The organism is Clostridium sp. LIBA-8553, from assembly GCF_057782465.1.
The window spans coordinates 2,617,187-2,640,494 of sequence record NZ_CM173489.1 but is presented as its reverse complement, the minus strand read 5'-3'; the positions used below and the strand labels follow the sequence as shown (position 1 = coordinate 2,640,494).

Annotated in this window: 18 protein-coding genes and 2 other annotated features; of the genes, 16 read left to right on the top strand and 2 right to left on the bottom strand. The window is 29.6% G+C overall.

What is annotated here, in order from left to right; genetic code table 11:
• Positions 1 to 48 precede the first annotated feature (48 nt).
• The 10 genes from ytxC (at position 49) to AC2JAQ_RS11680 (ending at position 11,330) form a co-directional block, all read left to right on the top strand.
• Entirely contained in the window at positions 49 to 933 is an 885-nt protein-coding gene (gene ytxC / locus AC2JAQ_RS11725) for a putative sporulation protein YtxC (RefSeq protein ID WP_488456609.1), read from the top strand.
• Positions 934 to 1,069: 136 nt separating this feature from the next.
• Positions 1,070 to 1,189: a sequence feature (ribosomal protein L20 leader region), on the top strand.
• A 29-nt stretch (positions 1,190 to 1,218) separates the two neighbouring features.
• Positions 1,219 to 1,740 (top strand): translation initiation factor IF-3, encoded by a 522-nt coding sequence (gene infC / locus AC2JAQ_RS11720; protein ID WP_488456608.1) that lies wholly within the window; start codon positions 1,219 to 1,221, stop codon positions 1,738 to 1,740.
• 21 nt (positions 1,741 to 1,761) lie between these two features.
• Positions 1,762 to 1,959: a 50S ribosomal protein L35 gene (gene rpmI / locus AC2JAQ_RS11715; RefSeq protein WP_003451643.1), complete on the top strand. Its 198-nt coding sequence runs from the start codon at positions 1,762 to 1,764 to the stop codon at positions 1,957 to 1,959.
• Positions 1,960 to 1,988: 29 nt separating this feature from the next.
• The gene (rplT, locus tag AC2JAQ_RS11710) at positions 1,989 to 2,348 is read left to right on the top strand and encodes a 50S ribosomal protein L20 (protein ID WP_423237706.1); all 360 of its coding nucleotides are present in this window, start codon (positions 1,989 to 1,991) and stop codon (positions 2,346 to 2,348) included.
• Between the two features lie 232 nt (positions 2,349 to 2,580).
• On the top strand, positions 2,581 to 3,921 hold the full coding sequence (locus AC2JAQ_RS11705; protein WP_488456607.1) for a TrkH family potassium uptake protein: 1,341 nt from the start codon (positions 2,581 to 2,583) through the stop codon (positions 3,919 to 3,921).
• Between the two features lie 18 nt (positions 3,922 to 3,939).
• Positions 3,940 to 4,605 (top strand): potassium channel family protein, encoded by a 666-nt coding sequence (locus tag AC2JAQ_RS11700; protein ID WP_423237704.1) that lies wholly within the window; start codon positions 3,940 to 3,942, stop codon positions 4,603 to 4,605.
• Between the two features lie 26 nt (positions 4,606 to 4,631).
• Positions 4,632 to 5,411 carry a TrmH family RNA methyltransferase gene (locus tag AC2JAQ_RS11695; RefSeq protein ID WP_488456606.1) on the top strand — a complete coding sequence of 260 codons (780 nt, stop codon included), beginning with the start codon at positions 4,632 to 4,634 and terminating at the stop codon, positions 5,409 to 5,411.
• 146 nt (positions 5,412 to 5,557) lie between these two features.
• Positions 5,558 to 5,784, top strand: a binding site (T-box leader).
• Between the two features lie 289 nt (positions 5,785 to 6,073).
• Entirely contained in the window at positions 6,074 to 7,093 is a 1,020-nt protein-coding gene (gene pheS, locus AC2JAQ_RS11690) for a phenylalanine--tRNA ligase subunit alpha (protein ID WP_488456605.1), read from the top strand.
• 23 nt (positions 7,094 to 7,116) lie between these two features.
• Positions 7,117 to 9,498 (top strand): phenylalanine--tRNA ligase subunit beta, encoded by a 2,382-nt coding sequence (pheT, locus tag AC2JAQ_RS11685; protein WP_488456604.1) that lies wholly within the window; start codon positions 7,117 to 7,119, stop codon positions 9,496 to 9,498.
• Positions 9,499 to 9,578: 80 nt separating this feature from the next.
• The gene (locus tag AC2JAQ_RS11680) at positions 9,579 to 11,330 is read left to right on the top strand and encodes a cell division protein ZapA (RefSeq protein ID WP_488456603.1); all 1,752 of its coding nucleotides are present in this window, start codon (positions 9,579 to 9,581) and stop codon (positions 11,328 to 11,330) included.
• Positions 11,331 to 11,526: 196 nt separating this feature from the next.
• Here the strand turns inward: AC2JAQ_RS11680 and AC2JAQ_RS11675 are convergent, their stop codons facing one another.
• Positions 11,527 to 12,309, bottom strand: coding sequence for a histidinol phosphate phosphatase (locus tag AC2JAQ_RS11675; RefSeq protein ID WP_488456602.1), 783 nt, complete (start codon positions 12,307 to 12,309; stop codon positions 11,527 to 11,529).
• Positions 12,310 to 12,740: 431 nt separating this feature from the next.
• Here AC2JAQ_RS11675 and AC2JAQ_RS11670 point away from each other — a divergent pair, with 431 nt between their 5' ends.
• The 6 genes from AC2JAQ_RS11670 to AC2JAQ_RS11645 all read left to right on the top strand — a co-directional run bounded on the left by AC2JAQ_RS11670 (position 12,741) and on the right by AC2JAQ_RS11645 (position 22,615).
• The gene (locus AC2JAQ_RS11670; RefSeq protein WP_488456601.1) at positions 12,741 to 15,092 is read left to right on the top strand and encodes a U32 family peptidase; all 2,352 of its coding nucleotides are present in this window, start codon (positions 12,741 to 12,743) and stop codon (positions 15,090 to 15,092) included.
• Positions 15,093 to 15,105: 13 nt separating this feature from the next.
• Positions 15,106 to 17,466 (top strand): endonuclease MutS2, encoded by a 2,361-nt coding sequence (locus AC2JAQ_RS11665; protein ID WP_488456600.1) that lies wholly within the window; start codon positions 15,106 to 15,108, stop codon positions 17,464 to 17,466.
• A 272-nt stretch (positions 17,467 to 17,738) separates the two neighbouring features.
• Complete coding sequence (locus AC2JAQ_RS11660; protein WP_488456599.1) at positions 17,739 to 19,922, top strand: stage V sporulation protein D; 2,184 nt, start codon at positions 17,739 to 17,741, stop codon at positions 19,920 to 19,922.
• 278 nt (positions 19,923 to 20,200) lie between these two features.
• Positions 20,201 to 20,644 carry a 2-thiouracil desulfurase family protein gene (locus AC2JAQ_RS11655; protein WP_488456598.1) on the top strand — a complete coding sequence of 148 codons (444 nt, stop codon included), beginning with the start codon at positions 20,201 to 20,203 and terminating at the stop codon, positions 20,642 to 20,644.
• Positions 20,645 to 20,658: 14 nt separating this feature from the next.
• Entirely contained in the window at positions 20,659 to 21,681 is a 1,023-nt protein-coding gene (locus AC2JAQ_RS11650; RefSeq protein ID WP_488456597.1) for an alpha-hydroxy-acid oxidizing protein, read from the top strand.
• Positions 21,682 to 21,898: 217 nt separating this feature from the next.
• Positions 21,899 to 22,615, top strand: coding sequence for a glycerophosphodiester phosphodiesterase (locus tag AC2JAQ_RS11645; protein ID WP_488456596.1), 717 nt, complete (start codon positions 21,899 to 21,901; stop codon positions 22,613 to 22,615).
• A gap of 278 nt (positions 22,616 to 22,893) precedes the next feature.
• Here the strand turns inward: AC2JAQ_RS11645 and AC2JAQ_RS11640 are convergent, their stop codons facing one another.
• Positions 22,894 to 23,271, bottom strand: a complete 378-nt coding sequence (locus tag AC2JAQ_RS11640; protein WP_488456595.1) for a hypothetical protein — start codon at positions 23,269 to 23,271, stop codon at positions 22,894 to 22,896.
• Between the last annotated feature and the right edge of the window lie 37 nt (positions 23,272 to 23,308).

The window sequence follows — 23,308 nt, the reverse complement described above, 5'->3', positions numbered from 1 at the left end:
TTCGATGAGAATTAATACATACTAAAAGTAAAGAAAGGAGTGAGAAGAATGCTTCTAATGACATTATGTTGTGAGGATGAAAAAAATTTGATACAAGATATACAAAGCATTAAAAATGTTTTAAAAAGTAAAGGTATTATAATTGGAGTATCAGAAAGTATCTCAGATGAAACTCACTTCGTTAAAATATACTATGAAAGTAGTCACTTTGATGAAAAAGCAAGAGAAACCATAATGCTATATATAAGTAATGTTATATATAATGTTATAATTGAACACTATAGAGAAAAGGAAATGCTTCATTATATAAATGAAAATTATTTCTTTTTAAAGCATGATGAAATCTTAGAAATTGATTTAACAATAAGTAAAATATTAAAAGGTGAACAAAAAGTTTGTAGTGATAAGGATTTCTATTGTTTAAATAAAGTAAATAATGTTATAGAAAGTATAAAAGCCTTTATATTAGAAAATGACTATATAAATATAGAGGGTTTTATAACATTTAGAATGAAGTCCTTATTAAAAGATATTGAGTGTATAATTGATAAAGTTGTAGAAGAATATATGATTGAAAAAGAATATAATGAATTTATAAAGTTGCTAAAGTATTTTGTTGATATACAAGATTGTAAATTAGAAGAAGTAAACATTATAATTCAAAGAAATGGAGCTTATGAAGTTAAAGATAATTTTGGAGCTGATGTATTTAAAGAATTTTTAAATGAAATTACAGATATGTCTGAAGAGGGAATAGTAAATGTAGAAGATGTTATTATTAGTGGATTAATAACTAACTCTCCTAGGAAAATAAAAATATATAATGAGCAGGAATGTTTAAATAAAGAATTTTTACAAACAATAAAAAGTGTTTTTGGTGATAGGGTAGAAATACACGGAAACTACGATTTAAATAGTATTATAAAAAAATAAGTGATGTATAAGAGTTGTTTTTAAATTTAAATGATTAAGATATAAATTAATAGAGAAAATAAAAATAGTAATAATATATTTTAAAAGAAATTGATGAATTATGTTGACAATGAAAAAGAATAGTGATAAGATAACTGATGTCAAGAAGAAACAGCCGTTTCTCACCTTACAGCTGAAAATGCTAGTTAGGTCATGAATTTTATTACTTTTGATTTTGGTAATAGAGGACGGCTTAAAACCGTCCTTTTTTATTTATATATTTGTGTTGGCTAAATTCTATCGGAGGTGAACAAGATTAGTAAAAATTTTGCAATCAATCAAGAAATAAGAGAAAAAGAGGTTAGATTAATTTCTAACACAGGAGAGCAACTTGGTGTTGTATCTGGAAGAGATGCACAAAGAATGGCTGATGAAGCTGAGTTAGACTTAGTTATGATTTCGCCAAACGCTAAACCACCAGTTTGCAAAATAATGGATTACGGTAAATTTATTTATGAGCAATCCAAAAAAGATAAAGAAGCAAAAAAGAAGCAAAAGGTTATCAGTGTTAAAGAGATAAGAGTTAGCCCAACTATAGAAAAGCATGACTTAGAAATAAAAGCTAAGAATGCTAAGAAATTCTTAGAAGCTGGAGACAAAGTCAAGATAACTGTAAGATTTAGAGGAAGAGAAGCTGAGCATTCACATGTTGGTGTTAAGATATTAGATAATTTCTTAGCTCAATTAGAAGAAGTATGTACAGTAGAAAAGCCTGCTAAATTAGAAGGTAGAAACATGATAATGATTTTAGCTCCTAAAAAAGCGTAACTTGAGAGGAGGATACTTACAATGCCAAAAATGAAAACTCATAGAGGTGCAGCAAAAAGATTCAAGAAAACAGGAACTGGAAAGTTAAAGAGAGCTCACGCTTTCACTAGCCATATCTTAACAAAGAAAAGTGCTAAGAGAAAAAGAAATTTAAGAAAAACTGGTTATGTTTCAACTGCACAAGAAAAAGCAATGAAGAAATTATTACCATATCTATAAGATAAAACACGGAGTAGGAGGTCTAGAAAATGGCAAGAGTTAAGAGAGCGGTAAATGCTCGTAAAAATCATAAAAAAGTTTTAAAACTTGCAAAAGGATACTATGGTGGAAAAAGCAAGTTATTCAAAACTGCTAACGAATCAGTAATAAGAGCATTAAGAAATGCTTACGTTGGAAGAAGATTAAAGAAGAGAGATTACAGAAGATTATGGATAGCTAGAATAAACGCAGCTACAAGAATGAATGGTCTTTCATACTCAAAATTCATGAACGGAATGAAATTAGCTGGTGTTGATATAAACAGAAAAATGCTTTCAGAGATAGCTATAAATGATCCAAAAGCATTTGCTGATTTAGTTGAATTAGCTAAAAAGCAAATAAACGCTTAATATCAGATGCGAGTTTATCTCGCATTTTTTTTATATACTATTTATATTTTATAAGTTTAATTTTATTCAGAATTTTTATCTGAATAAAATTAAACTTATTTGCAATTACAATTAAATAAAAATTACTTTTAACTTCTAAAGATAAGACAACTTTACATATATAAATTAAAATTAAGATATAATAAGTATAAAATAAAAGATATAATATTTAATTTGAGTTGGGGGTTTAATTATGTACATTAAACTGACAAAAAAAATAAAATTTAGTGCTGTTCAGATTTTAGCTTTAGGATTTTTTATTGTTATTTTCTTAGGCGCTATAATATTAAGTCTTCCAATATCTTCTAAAAGTGGAGAGCCTACTGCGTTTTTAGATAGTTTATTTACTTCAACATCAGCAGTATGTGTTACTGGACTTATAACCCTAAATACGGCAGAACATTGGAATTACTTTGGAAAAACCATAATAATAATCTTAATACAAATAGGTGGATTAGGATTTATGTCATTTACTACTTTATTTGCCTTAATGGTTAAGAAAAAAATAACTTTAAGAGAAAGACTTCTTATACAGGAAGCTATGAACACATTCGGCATACAGGGGTTAGTTAGAATGATTAGGTATATATTAGCATTTACATTTTCAGTAGAGATGTTAGGTGCATTATTATTATCAACTCAGTTTATACCTAAGTTTGGATTTTTAAAAGGGGTTTACTATAGTATTTGGCATTCAATTTCAGCTTTTTGTAATGCGGGATTCGACTTATTTGGAGATAATCTAGTTGGCTATGCTAATAATAAAACTGTAATACTAACAATTGCAGCCTTAATTATTATTGGTGGATTAGGATTTACTGTTTGGTCAGAGTTATACAATTTTAAAGGATATAAGAAATTATCTTTACATTCTAAAGTTGTAATAATGATAACAGCAATTCTTTTAATTGGTGGAACTATTCTTATGTTCATCTTTGAATATAATAATCCTAATACTCTTCAAAATATGAGTTTTGGTGATAAAGTGACTAATGCTTTCTTTGCTTCGACAACTACAAGAACTGCTGGTTTTAACTCAATATCTACTACTGATATGACTTTAGCAGGGAAATTTTTAACTATATTATTAATGTTTGTAGGTGGTTCACCAGGATCAACAGCAGGTGGTATAAAGACCGCAACATTTGGTATAGTAGTTCTTACTTTAATCTCTATAATAAGAGGTAGAGAAGATACTGAAGTATTTAAGAAGAGAATTTCAAAAGAATTAGTATATAAGGCTTTTGCCGTTTTATTTATAGGTTTTGGTATAGTTGTACTTGGAACATTAATTTTAGCAGTTACGGAACCAGGGTTCTCACTAGAATATATACTGTATGAAGTTACATCCGCGTTTGCAACAGTTGGTTTAACATTGGGAATGACTCCATACCTTTCAGCAATAGGAAAAATAGTAATAATCATAACTATGTATTTAGGAAGAGTGGGTCCTATGACTGTAGTTTTAGCTTTAACTAATAGAAAGAAACCTAGTGCATACAAATACCCAGAAGATAAAATATTAATAGGATAAGTTAGGAGTGTAAGGCTTATGTCAAGTAAACAATTCGTTATTATAGGATTAGGAAGATTTGGAGCATCAGTAGCTAAGACTTTATATGCTTTAGGTCATGATGTTTTAGCAATTGATTCTAATGAAGATTTAGTTCAAGAAATATCAGATAGTGTAACTCATGCGGTTCAAATGGATGCAACAGATGAAAATGCTTTAAGAACTTTAGGATTAAGAAATTTTGATGTTGCAGTTGTTACTATAGGAGCTAATATACAGGCTAGTGTTATGGCAACATTACTTGTTAAAGAGATGGGAATAAAATATATAATAGCTAAAGGTAACAGTGATCTACATGCTAAGGTTTTATACAAAATAGGAGCAGATAGAGTAATTTTACCTGAGAAGGATATGGGAGTTAGAGTTGCTCATAACTTAGTTTCTTCAAGTATTTTAGATTATATAGAATTATCACCTGACTATTCTATAATTGAAATAGAAAGTCCAAAAGAGTGGTATGGAAAGTCAATGAAAGAATTAAGTTTAAGAAGTAAGTATGGAATAAACGTAATGGCTATTAAGAGACACAATGAAGTTAATATATCTCCAGATGCAGATGACGTTATTAATAAAGATGATATAGTTGTAGCTATAGGATCTGCAGAAGATTTAACAAAATTAGAAGGAAAGATATTTAGACATTAATATCTTTTAGGAAAGGATTATTTGCTTTGTTAGAGATAGAAAGTAAAAATAATAACTTATTTAAAGAGATAAAAAAATTAAAAGAAAAGAAGCATAGAATAAAAAGCAATAAATATATTATTGAAGGTCTAAGATTTGTAGAAGAGGCCATTAAAAGTAAGGTATCCATAGATTCAATAATATTTACAGAGGGTTTTAAAGAAAAAAATCCAGAGTTTTTCTTAAATATTAATGAGGATATAAAACTTATACAAATGAATGGTGCTCTTTTAAAGCAACTTTGCTCAACTGAAAATCCACAAGGGGTTATTGGTGTTATAAACATGCAAAATAAGGAATTAAAAAGTGGAGAGCTTGTTGTTTTAGTAGATAAAGTTCAAGATCCAGGAAACATGGGAACAATTATAAGAACAGCCCATGCAGCAGGGGCAGCTGGAATAGTTATGACAAAAGGTACTGTTGATATATATAATGATAAAACATTAAGATCAACAATGGGTTCAATATTTTATATTCCAGTTGTTGAGGATGATTCTTTAGAATATGTAAAATCATTGAAAGAAGATGGATATAGGCTTGTAGTAAGTTCGCTTCAAGGAAAAAATAATTTCTTTGAGGAGAATCTACAAGGAAAGATTATGATTGCTGTTGGCAATGAGGGAAATGGTGTTAGTGATGAGATATATGAAATTGCTGATATAAAGGTTAAAATTCCTATGCCAGGTGAGGCAGAATCATTAAATGTGGCTGTAGCTACTTCTATAATGATATATGAAAAAATAAGACAATCATTTAATTTAAATTAAGGGGAAAATATATTCTCCTTAATTTTTTTGTATAGGTATAAACTTTAATTGCTATTTTAGGAAATACGAATCATAAAAGGTTAAAATATAATAAATCCCTTGATTATGCATAGTATTATATGTATAATATACTTTGAATTGAATAGATAAAAACATTGATAGAGAGAGTAGATGTAGTAATTTCTTTTCAGGGAAAAGATGCCATAGACTGAAAGCATTTTAAGAAAACTATATTGAAGTTCACTCTGGAGTTCTAACTGTGAAATTTAAAGTAGCAGTTAGCGGCATGGTCGTTATTTAAAATTAAGTGAGTACTAATTTATTTTAGTGCTAATTAGGGTGGTACCACGGATATGAATACCCCGTCCCTTGTGTTTATAGGGATGGGGTTTATTTTATTTTCTTGGAGTTGTGTCAATACTAGAAAAGTGACAATAAAAGGGCCATATAACCTTATAATATTTAAAATAAGGGCTAATTTAATAAAAGAAGATTTTTATATTTAGATAAAACATACTTTAATTCAGTAAAGATTTTTAATTATATTGAATTTGAGTTTACTTTATCTAGGCAAGTAGAACCTTTAATAGGAATATTACGGTTCCAAGAGCTTTAAGATAAAATCTAATATATTAAGTATATATCAGGAAAGGAGAATAAAAATGCAAGATAAGTTAAATCAAATTAAAGAATTAGCTTTAGTAGAAATTAAAGAAGCTAAAGATAGTACTACTATTGAAGCAATAAGAGTTAAATATCTTGGTAAAAAGGGAGAGCTTACAACTATATTAAGAGGAATGGGAGCTCTATCTAAAGAGGAGAGACCAGTAGTTGGTAAATTAGCTAATGAAGTAAGAGAGGCTTTAGAAGTTGAGTTAGAAGCTGTAATAAAAGCTGTTAAAGAAGCTGAAAAACAAGAAAAGTTAAAAAATGAAGTAATAGATATTTCAATGCCTGGAAAGAAACAAACAATAGGAAAGAAACATCCATTAGAGCAAACTTTAGATGAAATGAAGAAAATATTCGTTTCAATGGGATTTGCTATAGAAGATGGTCCAGAAGTTGAGAAAGATTACTACAACTTCGAGGCTTTAAATATTCCTAAAAATCATCCAGCTAGAAGTGAGCAAGATACGTTCTACATAAATGATAATGTAGTTTTAAGAACTCAAACTTCTCCAGTTCAAGCTAGAGTTATGGAAAAACAACAGCCACCAATAAAAATGATATCACCAGGTAAAGTGTTCAGATCAGATGCTGTTGATGCTACACACTCACCAATATTCTATCAAATGGAAGGTCTTGTTATAGATAAAGATATAACTTTCGCAGATCTTAAAGGAACTTTAGAGTTATTTGCTAAGAAAATGTTTGGTGATAAGGTTAAAACTAAGTTCAGACCACACCATTTCCCATTCACTGAGCCATCAGCTGAAATGGATGCTACATGCTTTGTATGTAACGGAAAAGGATGTAAAGTATGTAAAGGAGAAGGTTGGATAGAAATACTAGGTTGCGGTATGGTTCACCCTCAAGTTTTAAGAAACTGTGGAATAGATCCAGAAGTTTATAGTGGATTTGCATTCGGTTTCGGTGTAGACAGAATGGTTATGCTTAAGTATGGAATAGATGATATAAGATTATTATACGAAAGTGATATGAGATTCTTAAATCAATTCTAGTTTTAAAATAGGAGGTAAAAAAGATGAAAGTACCATTTAATTGGCTTAAAGATTACGTTGATATAGATATGACAGCAGAAGAGTTAGGCGATGCTTTAACTTTATCTGGATCAAAAGTAGAAGAGGTCGTAACTGCTGGAGCAGAAATAGAAAATATAGTTACTTGTCAAATAGATAAAATAGAACAACATCCAGATGCTGAAAAGCTTAAAATTTGTCAAGTAAACATAGGATCAGAAATGATTCAAATAGTAACAGCTGCGGATAATATGAAAGAACATGATAAAGTTCCAGTAGCTTTACATGGCGCAATATTAGCTGATGGAAGCAAAATCAAAAAAGGTAAATTAAGAGGAGAAGTTTCAAACGGAATGTTCTGTTCAGAAGAAGAATTAGGAATTGCTGACGGAAAAGAAGTTATTGGACTTATGATTTTACCAGAGGATGCTCCAATTGGAGTTTGTATAAAAGAATATTTAGGACTTAATAAACAAGTTTTAGATTTCGAAATAACTTCAAATAGACCAGATTGTTTAAGTGTTCTTGGAATGGCTAGAGAAACTGCTGCAACAACAAGAAAAACTTATAGAATGCCAAACACTAAGTTTGAAGTTAAATGTGATAAAAATATAAATGATGAAATAAAAGTTACAGTTAATGATGAACTTTGTAACAGATATATGGCTAGAGGAGTTAAGAATGTAAAAGTAGCTCCATCACCAACTTGGATGCAAGAAAGATTATTAGATGCTGGTGTAAGACCAATAAACAACATAGTTGATATTACTAACTTTGTTATGTTAGAGCTTGGTCAACCAATGCATGCTTTTGATAGAAGAGAGTTAAAAGCTTCTAACATAGTAGTTGAAAGAGCTAAAGATGGAGAAAAATTCACAACTTTAGATGAAGTTGAAAGAGAATTAACTTCAGATGTTCTTTGCATAAAAGATGGAGAAGAAATAGTTGCTTTAGCTGGTATAATGGGTGGATTAAACTCAGGTGTTAAGGATGATACTACTGAAATAGTATTTGAATCAGCTAACTTTGATGGAACAAATATAAGAGTTAACTCTAAAAACTTAGGATTAAGAACTGAAAGTTCATCAAGATTTGAAAAAGACATAGATCCAAACTTAGCAGTTTTAGCTTTAGACAGAGCATGTGCTCTAGTTGAAGAATTAGGTTGTGGAGAAGTTATGGAAGGAACTATAGATGTCTACAACAATGTTAAAGAAGAGAAAACTTTAGAAGTAAGCGTTAGCTGGATAAACAAATTCTTAGGAACTTCACTAGAAGCAGAAGAAATGAAAAAATGTTTAGACAGCTTAGATTTAAAAACTAATATAAATGGAGATACATTAGAAATTTTAGTACCTACATTTAGAATAGATGTTGATATAAGAGAAGATGTTGCAGAGGAAGTTGCAAGAATCTATGGATATAATAATATTCCAGCTACATTAATATCAACTAGCACAGAAAAAGAAGCTAAGGACAAAAAACAATTATTAGATGAAAAAGTTATAGATGCAATGTTAGCATCAGGATTAAATCAATCTATAAGTTATTCATTTGTAAGTCCAAAGGTATTTGATAAAATATGCTTACCAGAAGATAGTGAGCTTAGAAATGTTGTTAAAATAAAGAATCCATTAGGAGAAGACTACAGTGTAATGAGAACTTCAACACTTCCTTCAATGATGGAATCTTTAGCTAGAAACTATTCAAGAAGTAATGATATAGTTAGATTATTTGAAATAGGTAAAACTTATATACCAAATTCAGATGAAAATGAATTACCAACTGAAAGAAACATATTAACAATTGGTATATATGGACAATGCGATTATTTTGACTTAAAAGGAATAGTTGAAAACTTATTAGATACATTAGGACTTAAGAGTGCATCATTCAAGAGAATGAGTGAAAATCCAAGCTACCATCCAGGAAAAACTGCTGAGTTAGTTTTAGGAAGAACTTCATTAGGAGTTTTAGGAGAAATTCATCCAGATGTTAATGATAACTATGGAGTAGATGTTCCTTGCTATGTAGCAGAATTAGATTTAGATGCTATGTACAACTTCTCAAAAACTGAAAAAGCTTATAAGCCATTACCTAAGTACCCAGCAATAACTAGAGATATAGCTTTACTTGTTGATGATGCTGTTTTAGTTCAAGAAATTGAAGAGGCTATAAGAAAAGCTGGTGGTCAAGTAGTTGAAAAAGTTGAGTTGTTTGACGTTTATAAGGGAGCTCAAATACCAGAAGGCAAGAAGAGTATTGCATATGCTATAGCTTATAGAGATCCAAGTAAAACTTTAAAAGATAAAGAAATAAACAAAGTTCATGATAAAATATTAAGAGCTTTAGAGTATAAATTAGGCGCTCAATTAAGAGAGCAATAATAGTTTTAAATATGTTATGTATATGATAAAATGTACATAACATATTTTTTATTATGGAAGTAAGAGGTGTTTAAGGAAGTATGGCGACTGTTACGGTAACAATAAACGGCGTTGAATATAATTTAAAAGGCCAGGAAGATGGAGAATATTTAAAAAAAGTAGCTGGATACTTAGAAGAAAAAATACAAGCTATGTTAGCAAAGAATAATAAACTAAGTGCACCAGCAGTAGTTTCTTTAGCAGCTCTAAACATAGCTGATGAGTTATTTAAAGGAAACGAAGAATATAATCAATTAATAGATTACTATGAAAAAGTTAAAGCAGAATTAGAGAATTCTAAGAAAGAGGTAGAAGAACTTCAAGAATTAGAAGGAAAAAGTATAGCCTTAAAGGAAGAGCTTGAAAAGATTAATTCAGAAAAATTAGACTTAGAAAGTACTATTAAATCTTTAGAGGAAGCTAAGAAGAACTTTGAAAAGGAATCTCAAGAGTTTAAAAAGCAATGTGACGACTTAAATGATAAAACTTCTAAATTAAAAGAAGAATTAAAGGTTTCACAGACAAATCTTAATAATTCAAAAAATGATGCTAATCAATTAAGAAAAGAAATTGAAAAATTAAGAAGTGAGAACACTAGCTTAAAATCTTCAAAGGACAAGCTTAGAAGTGAAAATGATAAGTTAAGTAGAGAGCTTAAGGAAGCAAGAGATAAAAATAACAATTTAAACAACTTATTAAATGATTCTAAAACTAAGGAAAAGAGATTAAATGATGAGATTAATGCTTTAAAAAATAAAAATAGCAACTCAGAAAAAGAAATCAGAGAACTTAGAGAAAAAAATAATGGACTAAGTAATATAGTCAATTCATCTAAAAAGAATATAGATGAATTAAATAAAGAACTTAATAGTTTGAAAGAAAGAAATAAAGTTCAAAAAGAAGAAAATACTAAATTAGCTTTAGAGGGAGAGTCTTTAAAAGCTAATATTAAAGAGGCTGAAAGTAAGCTTTCTGAATTAAGTGAGAAAAATAAAAACTTGACTTCTGAAGGAGAAGCTTTAAAAATTGAATTTGCAGAATCTAAGCTTGAGAATAAAAAGTTAAGAGAAGAAAATTCAAGAGTAATAGCTGAAAGTGAAGATTTAAGTGAAGAGTGTAGAGAAGCTAAAGATAAGCTTCAGGAAATAAATGAAAAGAACAATAAGCTAATGGCTGATAATGAATCATTAAAAGCTGAGAAAAAAGCTTTACAAGAACAAGTTTCTAATTTAATAGAGGATAAGGATAATTTATCTTTAGAAAGCAATACTTTAAAAGTTAACTATAAAGAGATAGAAGATAAAGTAAATGCATTAAACAAAGAGAAAAATGTACTTAAGGACATTAATATTAGATTAACTGAAGAGAATAATAAGCTTGGTTCAGAAAAAGGAAAGCTTGAAGAAAACATTAAATCTCTAGATGAAGAGAAAACTTCAACTAAAGAAGAAAATAGTAGTCTTAAAGAACAAATACTTAAATTAGAGAAAGATATAGAATTAGCTTTACAGGAAAAAGAAACCTTAAGTAAAAAAGTTTCAGATGAAATGGAAGTTGAAATAAACTCCTTAAAAGAAGAGCTTGAAAGAGTAAAAACTGAAATGGAGATTTTAGAAGAAGAAGCTAAGAAGATTAAAAAAGAAAAGAATCTTCTAATGGGAAATAATAAAGAGCTAAGACGTAATTGGCAAAATGCAAAGTATAAGTTGTTAGATTTAGAACAAAAATACTTAGATTCTCAAGTTAAGCTGGCCGCTACAAAGAAAAAAGATAATGTATTAGTAAAAAGATAATAAAATAAGAGAGTATATATTTAAAAATAAATATATACTCTTTATTTTTATAGATATTTTAAGGAAACTGTAACATTATTGGAATTGTTTTAGTTTGTTTAGGATTAATTAATAAAGTTAAGGTTATCAAATGAATAATTTTAAGTCTTAGATTCCGTTATATGAATTTATGACTTAAAATACTTATCAATATAAGTTAGATATTACAAGGGACAAAAGTTCTATTTACAAAATAACAAGGAGTTAATCCTGTCTTTTCTAAAAATTCAGGAACTTTATCAAAATTTCTTCCAATATGAGATAGCATATGAGAATCTGACCCTAAAGTAATATATTTTCCACCAAGTTCTTTATAGTATGAATAAATCTCTACCATGTTTTTAAATGAGGTTTCATTATCTAAACGACTTGTATTAAGTTCAAGAATTTTGTTTTTCTTTATCAAAGCTTCAAATATAGCTTTGAATTTAGACTTAAAGTCTTTAAGAGTCATTTCTTTATCCTCATAAACGCTATATCTACAAGGATAATCTATATGTCCTAGAGTATCAAAAATATTATAAAACTTTATGCATTTAAGAACATTATCAAGGTATTCTCCATAAACAATATCTTTTGGTCTAGTATCTTCTCTTAGAAATCTAGAAAGAGTAACTCCGTTTATGGAATGAATAGAACCTATTATCATATCAAATTTATCTTTGTATTTTTCATAAAAAGCAAAGTTTTCATCAATATTATTCATGGCAAGTCCAAGTTCAACACCTTGTTGCATATTTTTCCCTCTATATTCTTCATAGGTTTCTAGGTAACCATCAAGGTCAAGTTCTGCAAATTGAGGATGTGTTGTTAAATTATAATCTAAATGTTCTGTAGTTAGTATTCCAAGATTTTTTTCTTTAGCCTTTTCTAGTATATCTTTGATTTTTAACCTAGAATCAGCTGAAAATTCTGTATGCATGTGACAATCGTAAAGCATTGAGTTACCTCCCAATAAATATTTCTACATTTTAATTTTATCACAATAGAAGAATATATTAAGAAAAATAAGTTTTTTTAACTTACTCTTAAAATAGCTTTTGATAATTAAGTTTTAGGGTAATATATTAAAGTTAATATTAAGTAAGCATTATGTTAAAAACATATTTTTATGTTTTGGTTAATTTAATTATTTGGTTATGTTTTAAGCTATGTCTCAAAGTTTAAACAAAAATCAACGTTCACCTAAAACATAGAAAATTATCTAAATATACTTAATATAATAATAACTAAAAGTACTGTTGAAAATTAATATTAATGGAAAGAGAAGTAGCGAAATGTAGAATTGTAATGTGTAATTGTGTATAATACAAAGTATTGAATAAATTAACTAAGGAAAACCCTAGTTGACTTTTAGGAGAGATGAATTTTATGGAAAGAATAGAATTACTGGCACCAGCAGGAAGTATGGAAAGTTTGATTGCTGCCATAAATAGAGGTGCTGATGCCATATATTTAGGAGGAAGTAAATTCTCAGCAAGAGCATATGCTTCTAACTTTGATGATGAAACAATGGAAAAGGCCGTGGATTATGCACATACTTATGGCGTTAAAGTTTATGTTACAGTAAATACTTTAATCAAGGAAAATGAGTTTCAAGAGGCTGTAGATTACATAGGATTTTTATATAGAATAGGTGTAGATGCCTTAATAATTCAAGATGTAGGTCTTGCTAAAAGGATAAGGGAAGTATATCCAGATTTTGAATTACATGCTTCAACTCAGATGAGCATACATAATGGAGAGGGAGCTCTTTTCTTTAGAGAGAATGGATATTTTAGAATTGTTTTATCAAGAGAGCTTACTTTAGAAGAGATAAAATATATATCAAAAGACTTAGGAATAGAAACTGAAATATTCGTTCATGGAGCTTTATGTGTTTGCTATTCAGGACAATGTTTAATGAGTAGTCTAATTGGTGGAAGAAGTGGTAATAGAGGAAGATGTGCTCAAAGTTGTAGACTTCCATATACACTAATTAGAGAAAAAGATAAGAAAGAAACTAAAGGATTCCTTTTAAGTCCAAAGGATATATGTACTATTGAAAATGTGGAAGATTTAATAAAGACAGGAACTAGTTCATTAAAGGTTGAAGGAAGAATGAAGAGACCTGAATATGTTGCTGGAGTTATAGAATCTTATAGAGAAGCTATAGATAATTCATATAAAAATATTAAGAAATCTCAAGAGGGAAATAAGCTTAAGCTTAAAAAGTTATTTAATAGAGAAGGTTTTTCTACTGCATACATGTATAAGAATGTGGGAAAAGATATGATGGCATTTAAAACTCCAAGAAACACAGGAGTTTTACTTGGTGAAGTTTTAAAAAGTGGAGAAGTGCTTTTATTAGATGATCTTTCATTAAAAGATGGAATAAGAACTAATGATGATGGATTTACCGTAAGTAAAATACTTATTGGAAATCAAGAAGTTACTGAAGGTAAAAAAGGGGATAGGGTTAAAATATTCCCTAAAAAATATAAAGCTAATGATAAACTTTATAAAACTTCAGATGCTAAGCTTTTAAATGAGTTAAAAGTAGCTTATGAAAATCCATATGAGAGAAAAATAAACTTAAAAGCTTATATGAAATTTAAGGTTAATGAGCCAATGGAACTTACTGTAGAGTATAATGGAAACTACTTCACAAAAGAAGGAGATGTTGTCCAAGTTGCAGTAAATAGACCTATGGATAAAGAAAAGGTTGAAAAGAACTTAAGAAAATCAGGAGATATTCCATATCAAATAGATGAAATAGAATATGTAGATTTTGAAGATGGATTCGCAGCAGTATCTTCAATAAACAACTTAAGAAGAGAAGTATTAGAAGACATAAGAAATTCTGAAATTAAGAAGTATAAAAGAAATATTGAAAAACAAGAGAATAAAGAATTAAATGAAAAGAATGGTGAAATGCCAGAGATATTAGTTGTTGTTAATACTAAGGAACAATTAAGAGCTGCTAAAAATAGTGGAATCAAAGATATTGCTTTAGACATCTTTGGAAAGAATGAAGGGCAACTTAATAAGAATGCCTTAAAGGAATTCCAAGGTGAAGGAGTTAATCTTTACATAAAGGCACCTACAATAATAAAAGAAGAGTTTGAAATAATAAGTAATATAATAGAAGAAAACCTTAATTTAATAAGAGGATTAGTTACAGCCAATGCTGGAATAATAAATAGATTTAAGGATAAAACAAATATTATAGGTGATTATAAGCTTAATATATTTAATTCTTATGGTATGAAATTTTATAATGAACATATGATGGGAAGTTGTTTAAGCTTAGAGTTAAACAAGAAAGAATTAAATAAAATGCTTAAAAAGTATTCTAATGGAGCTCAAATGTTTGTTTATGGAAGACCAGAGGTTATGGTTAGTGAATACTGTCCAATAGGAAGTACCTTTGGTGGAAAATGTACTTCAAAAAATTGTGATAACCAATGCGTAAGCAGTACATTTACTTTAAGAGATAGAATGAATCAGGATTTTGTTATAAGAACTGATATATTCTGTAGATCACACATATACAATACAGTACCTGTTAACTTAATTCAAGAAATGGATGAAATAAAAGGATTTGGAGTAAATTCATTTAGATTAGATTTTGTAGATGAAAACTATGAAGAGGTTATGCAGGTAATTGAAGCTCTAAACAAGAAAGAATCTTTAAAATTAAAGGATTATACTAAAGGTCACTTTAAAAGAGGCGTTGAGTAAAGGGGATTAAAGTATGAACGATAGAGTTTTAAGAGTTTTAGAATTTAATAAAATTAAAGAATTGGTTAAGGGATATGCCATTACAAAATCAGCTAAAGAGATGGTTTTAGATCTTAAACCATATGATTCTGTTTATGATGTTAAAGAACATTTAGAAGAAACAAAAGAAGCCTTAGATATTTTAATGAGAAAAGGAAATCCTCCTTTTAAAGGACTTTATGACGTTAAAGAGGCCATAACAAGAGCTGAAAAAGGTGGAGTTTTAAGTATAGAAGGGTTACTGAGAATAGGAAATATGCTTGCAGTAACAAGAAAGCTTTCAGATTTCTTATCTAGAAAAGAAGAGGAAGAAGAGCATAGAATTTTAGAAGGAATGAAAGAGGGACTTATAGTACTTAGAGGCGTTGAAAGTGCCATATCAAAGGCTATAGTAAGTGAAGAGGAAATTGCAGATTCAGCAAGTGACAAACTTTATAGCATAAGAAGAAGTTTAAAGGAAAAGAATTCATCTGTAAGAGATAAGGTTAATGCCATAGTAAGAAGCAATGCTCAATATCTTCAAGATGCCTTATATACAGTTAGAGGAGATAGATATGTTATACCTGTAAAGGCTGAATATAAATCACAAGTTCCAGGACTTGTTCATGACCAGAGTTCTACAGGAGCAACGCTTTTCATAGAACCAACAGCCCTAGTTAATTTAAATAATGAAATAAAAGAGCTTATGCTAAAGGAAAGAGCTGAGATTGAAAGAATATTAGCAGAGTTATCAGCTTTAGTATATAAAAATATTGATGTTATAAAAGTTAATTTCAATATAATAGTTGAGTTAGATTTCATATTTGCAAAGGCTAAATATGGAAGTGATTTAGGTGGAACAATGCCTATAGTAAATGAAGAGGGAATAATAGATTTAATGGATGCTAGACACCCATTAATAGCAAAGGATAAGGTTGTTTCTTCAGATATTTATTTAGGTAGAGAATTTACAACGCTACTTATAACAGGTCCAAATACTGGTGGTAAAACTGTAACATTAAAAACTACAGGACTTATTGAACTTATGGGATTAAGTGGACTTTTAATACCAGCCAGTGAAAATTCAAGTATAAGCTTCTTTGAAGAGATATTTGCAGATATAGGAGATGAACAAAGCATAGAGCAAAGTTTATCAACGTTCTCTTCTCATATGACTAATATCGTCGGAATAATGGAGAAGGCAAATAGTAAGAGTTTTGTGCTTTTTGATGAGCTTGGAGCTGGAACAGATCCAACAGAAGGAGCAGCTTTAGCTATTTCAATATTAGAAACTTTAAGAGCAAGAGGATGTAGAATAATGTCTACAACTCACTATAGTGAATTAAAAGGATATGCCTTAAGAACTGAGAATGTTGAAAATGCTTCAGTTGAATTTAGTGTTGAAACCTTAAGACCAACATACAGACTTTTAATTGGAGTTCCAGGTAAATCTAATGCCTTTGAAATTTCAAGAAGATTAGGTCTAAAAGATGAAGTAATAGAAGAGGCTAAGAAGGTTATTTCTACTGAATCACTTCAATTTGAGGATTTAATTCAATCACTTCAAGAGAAGAGTATAAAGGCAGAAAATGATGCTAGAGAAGCTGCTATATTAAGAAATGATGCAGAAAAGTACAAAAATAGATACAAAGAGAAATTCGAAAGAATTGAAAGTGTTAGAGATAATGTATATGCTGAAGCAAGAAGAGATGCTAAACAAATTTTAGATTCAGCTAAGGAAGAGGCAGATGCTATTCTTAAAAATATGAGAGAGTTAGAAAGAATGGGTATATCTAGTGATGCTAGAAGAAAACTTGAGGCTGAAAGAGGAAAACTTAGGGATAAGATAAGTGACGCAGAGGCTAGACTTCAGAAGAAAAAAGAAGAAAAACAAGGGGAAGAACTTAAGAAGATTGAAGTTGGAATGGAAGCTTTATTACCTTCAATAAACCAAAAGGTTATAGTTCTTTCTAAGCCAGATAACAAGGGAGAAGTTCAAGTTCAGGCTGGGATTATGAAAATAAATGTTAAGGCTAAGGACTTAAGAGTTGCTAAGGAAACAAAGGAAGAAAAGAAAATTAAAAAAAGAGAAGCAAGATTAAACTTAAGACAGGTTGATCCATCAATAGATTTAAGAGGAATGGATTCTGAAGAAGCTTGTTACACTGCTGATAAGTATTTAGATGATGCTTATGTTGCAGGTAGAGGAGAAGTAACTTTAGTTCATGGAAAAGGAACAGGAGTTTTAAGAAAAGCTATAAATGAAATGCTTAAGAAACATCCTCATGTTAAATCACATAGACTTGGTGAATATGGAGAAGGTGGAACAGGAGTTACTGTTGTAATTTTAAAATAAAATCTATTTTAATCTATTATTGATTTTTAATTGTTATTAAGAATTAGATAAATATCAATGTTTTGTAAAATATAGAATTAATGTAGAGATTTATATTAGGAGTTTGTCTGAAATTTTTAGTAGAAAGCAAGAAGAATTTAAGCTTTCTATAAGGAATTTGAGATGAGCTCCTTTTTATATACAATTTATTAAAAAAAGGACATGAGTATTTATGATATAATCAATTTAAACTTTGAAAATTATGTAAAATTGGTTATATAGGAGGAATTTAGGTGAAAGGAAAAAAGAGTGGTAAAAGGGTTAGACTTAATGAAGGCAGGGTACTAATTTTTTTATTGGCAATAATGATAATATTCTTGACCTTAGTAGGAAAATTAATTTATATAACATTATTTAGATCAAAAGATTATAAAGCTATGGCAGAAGAGCAATGGACAAATGAAATACAAATAGATGCTAGGAGAGGAAGAGTATTAGATAGGAATGATAGAGAATTAGCTGTTACTGCAAATGTATTCAGAGTAGATTTAGATTTAGTTACTTTAAGAAAGTACATTGAGATTAAAGAAACAGATAATATTGAAATAGCCAAATTATTGGCTGAAGCATTAGAGATGGATGAGGAAGAAGTCTTATCAAAAATAGAGCACACTTACCCTTCTGGAAATCCAGCAAATTCTGCAACCTTAGTAAGGAGAATAGAGAAAGAAAAAGCAGATAAGGTTAAAGCCTTAAAAATAAGAGGAGTTATAGTATCAGGAGATACTAAGAGGTATTATCCTAATGGAGAATTTCTTTCACATACACTTGGAACAACCAATGCAGATGGAGAAGGACTAAGTGGAATAGAACTTTATTATAATGAAGAACTTATGGGGATACCAGGAGTGAGAGTAAACGAAGTTTCTGCAGATAGTTCTGCTAATCCTTATTCAGAAGCAAGTTTCACTCCACCAGTAGATGGAAAGGATGTAACATTAACAATAGATGAAAATATTCAATATTTTGTTGAAACAGTGGCTGGGAAAGCATTAAAAGAGCACAATGCAGATTCTGTTAGTATTGCGGTTATGAATCCTAATAATGGAGAGATTTTTGGAATAGTTAATAAGCCAGGATTTAATCCTAATAATCCTTATGAGGGAAGTGAAATTTTTAAAGGAGAAAATGAAGCAGATAAGCTTCAGAATATGTGGAGGAATACAATAGTTTCAGATGCCTTTGAGCCAGGGTCCATATTTAAAATAATAACATCCATAGCTTCTATTGAGGAAGATATAGCTGGAGAAGATGAAGTTTATTATTGTGATGGAAGTTTAAATGTTTCGGGGAGAAACATAAAATGTTGGAAACCAGGTGGTCATGGAGTACAAAATTTTAATCAGACTCTAGAAAATTCATGTAACGTTGCTTTTATGGAAATGGGTCAAAAATTAGGAGCAGAAAAATTAAATGCATATATTAAAATTTTTGGCTTTGGGGCTAAATCTGGTGTGGATTTACCAGGAGAAGCTACTGGAATAGTGAAAGATGCAGAAGATATAAGTGCTGTTGATTTAGCTACTATATCATTTGGACAAACTAATACAGTAAATGCTATTCAATTTATGGCTGCTTTAAATGCTGTTGCAAATGGAGGCGATTTAATACAGCCTCATGTTATGAAAGAATTAAGTCATAAGGATGATAATGGAACAAAGATTATAGATGAAGTATTCATGCCAGAGATAGAAGAAAATATAATAAGTGAAGAAAGTACCATAAGGGTTAAAGAAGCTTTAGAATCTACTGTATCAAATGGTTCATCAAGAGATGCTGGAATTAAAGGAGTTAAGGTGGCTGGTAAAACTGGTACAGCAGAAAAGGTTGATCCTGAGACTGGAACTTATGGAGCAGGTTATATATCATCTTTTGCTGGCTTTGCCCCTTATGATAATCCTCAAATATCTTTAATAGTAATAATAGATAATCCTAAAAATGGAGAACACTTTGGAGGTGTTGTTGCTGCACCTTTTGCAGGAGAATTATTCAACAATATATTTAATTATATGTCCTTAAATGAAGGGGATTTAGGAGCAAAAGATGAGAGTGTTATAATACCAGATTTAAGAGGGGATAAAGTAACTTATGCAGAGAAAATCTCTAAAGAATTAGGAATAAATTGCGTAATAGAAGGAGAAGGAACTTTTATTACTTCTATGAAACCTATTCCTGGATATAAAGTTAAAAAAGGAGATACCATAACATTATATGCTGGAAGTAGATTTGATAGAAATGAAACAGAAGTTGTAATGCCTGATTTTAGAGGAGTTAAAAAAGGTGAAGCAGAAGAGGTACTAAAATCATTAGGATTAAAAAGTGAATTTGAAGGAAATGGAGAGATTAAGGAACAGAGCATAAAAGCTGGTGAGATAATAAAGGTTGGAGATAAGATTAAATTTACTTTAGAAAAATAGATATGTTTATATATTAAAATTTTGTTTTTTTAATTTAGAAAGTTATTATCTAAAGGGCTTCTTAGAATTTTAATTTGTGAAATTAAGGTTCTAAGAAAAGCCCTTTTGCTATTTAAAAAGTATTTATAAGAGAAATGCTTTTTTTATATAATTATAAGGATTATAATGAAATAGAGTTTTGTTAAGAAGAAATTAAGCTAGATTTGAAGTCTATCTAAATATCAACACTAGTTTAAAACAGAGCTTTAGCTTTAATAATTGTTTGGAAGGTGAATTGTATGATTTTAGTTAGTGGATGTTTATGTGGAGTCAACTGCAAATATAATGGTGAAAATAATTTGAATGAAAATATATTAAAACTTCTTAAGGAAGGAAAAGCAGTTATTGCATGTCCTGAACAATTAGGAGGACTAAAAACACCAAGAATACCAAGTGAGATTGTTGGTGGAGCAGGTAAGGAAGTTCTAGAAGGTAAAGCTAAGGTGCTTGGTAGAGATGGTTCTGATGTCACAGAAGAATTTCTTAAAGGAGCTTACGAAACTTTAAATATTGCTAAGAACATAAATGCAGAGTATGTTATATTGAAGGCTAAAAGTCCATCTTGTGGTTTAGGAGAAATATATTCAGGAAAATTTAATGGAGAAAAAAAGCAAGGCAATGGTGTAACTTGTGAACTTTTACTTCAAAATGGATTTAAAATTAAAACAGAAAATGATTTTTAGGGAGGAATGTATAAATGAATAAGGATATGAGAGACAAAGCAAGAGAACTTTACAATGGAAGTTGTAGAGTGTGTAAGGTTTGTAATGGAGTAGCTTGTGCAGGAGAAGTTCCTGGCATGGGTGGAAAAGGAACAGGAGATTCTTTTATAAGAAATGTTAAGGCATTAGAAGAAGTAAAGCTTAATATGAGAACAATTCATAATGCAAAAAATCCTAGTACATCTACTGAGTTTTTCGGAAAGAATATGGAATTACCACTTTTTGCAGCTCCTATAACAGGAACTATGTTAAATATGGGTGGAAAAGTTAGTGAAAGAGAATATATTGAGGGAGTTGTTAAAGGATGTTTAGATGCAGGTATATATCCTATGGTAGGAGATACTGCAGTTGATTTATGTTTAACTACTAACTTAGAAGTAATAGAAGAATACAATGGACAAGGGATTGTATTCATAAAACCATGGAAAAATGAGGTTGTAATAGAGAAAATCAAGATGGCAGAAAAAGCAGGAGCTTTAGCTGTAGGTGTAGATATTGATGCCGCTGGTCTTATAACTTTAGCTATGCATGGAAAGCCTGTTGAACCTAAAAATTTAGATGAAATAAAGGAACTAGTTAATTCAACTAAGTTACCTTTTATATTAAAAGGAATAATGACACCAGATGAGGCTGAATTAGCAGTAGAAGCAGGAGTAGATGCAATAGTAGTATCTAATCATGGAGGAAGAGTTTTAGATCAAACACCAGCTACATGTGAGGTATTACCAGAAATAGCAGCTAGAGTTAAAGGAAAAGTTAAGATTTTAGTTGACGGTGGAGTTAGAACTGGTGTTGATATATTAAAGATGATAGTCTTAGGAGCAGATGGTGTTTTAATAGGAAGACCATTTATAACAGCTACTTTTGCCGATGGAGCTAAAGGAGTAGAAGAGTATGTTAATGATTTAAAAGGCGAATTAAAGTCAGCAATGGTATTAACAGGATGTAATTCAATAGAAAACATAGATAATAGAGTTATTTATAAGAGTGCTTTTTAAGGTGAATGTTGATTTTTAGCTAGTACTTCAGAATTAGCTTAATTTCTCAAGGTATTGATTATTAAGAGAGTTTTACAGTTCTATCTAAAAATCAACACTATTTTAAAATAGATAGCTTATAAAAAAGAATTTTCACATAAGATTTGATTTTTAAAGTTAGATAGAAATACCTTATTCTGAAATAAGATAAGATATAAAATTTATGGAGGAAAGCTATATGAAAGTTTTTGCACATAGAGGATTTAGTGGTAAATATCCAGAAAATACTTTATTAGCATTTAAAGAAGCTTTAAATTTCGATATATACGGAATAGAACTTGATATTCATAAAAGTAAAGATGGAAAATTAGTAGTTATACATGACGAGGATATTAAAAGAACCTTTAATGGCAAAGGAGAAGTTAAGGATTATACATTTAAGGAGCTTAGAGAGTTTAATTGTAATAAAGAGGGGTTCAAGGAGAATGAGGCCTGTAAAATCCCATTATTGGAAGAAGTCTTTGATCTCATAAAGGATAAAGATATAGTTTTAAATATAGAAATTAAAAATGACATAATAGATTATGAGAATATTGAAAAAGAAGTATTAGACTTAATAAATAAGTATGATTGTTTTAGTAAAATACTTATTTCAAGCTTTAATCATGAGGCTTTAAAGAAGTTTAAGGCTTTAAAAGACGACGTTAGGTTAGGAGTACTTTATGAAGAAGAGATAGCTAATATAATTGAATATGCCAAGGAGTTAGGAGCTTACGCAATACATCCAGCCAAATCACTTGTAACAGAAGAATTGGTGAAAAATGCTCATGAGGTAGGAATAAAGGTTAATGTTTATACTGTAAATGAAGAGGCAGATATTGAAAAGTTAAAAAACTATGGAGTAGATGCTATTTTTACTGATTATGCAGATAAAGCACTAGAGTATTTAAAATAAAAGGTTATGTTTTAGGTGAGTGTTGATTTTTAGCTAGCCTTTCAGACCTAACTTAATTTCGTAAAGTATTGCTATCATCTACTCCAAAATAATAGCTAAAGCTTTTAAACTCGCTTCGCTTAAACAGAAAAAGCTTCTTAACGCTATTATTCTTACGTAGATAATGCAATACTAGTTACTCATTAAGATGGTCTTACAGTTCTATCTAAAAATCAACACTAATTTAAAACAGAGCCAAATAAAAAATATCTAGGATTAAAATATCCTAGATATTTTTTTTATTGTTTTGGTGGTTTAGAAACAAGAATTTTTTGTGCTGATGATTGAGGTGGTATAGAATTAGTAAATGCACTACTAAGAACTATAAAAACATAATCACCCTTTTCAATAGTAGGTTTTTCATTTGAAGTATTTGTTTCACAACCTTTCAAGTACTCAGTTTGATCTCCTACTATAGCTATAAGTTCTTCTTCGTAAACAGAGCAGCTTTTTAGGTAGCCTTTAACTCTTACCATTAGAGTTTTTCCATCGGATGCAGTATTAACTTCAAGAACTCTTCCCATAAACAGTGGAGGTTTAAGTTCTTTAGAAGAAACAAGCACACTAGTAAACAATAGCATAGCTAATAAAGTAAGAGTGAACTTTTTGAATTTCATAAATGCACCTCCTTAAAATAAATGATAAAAATATTAT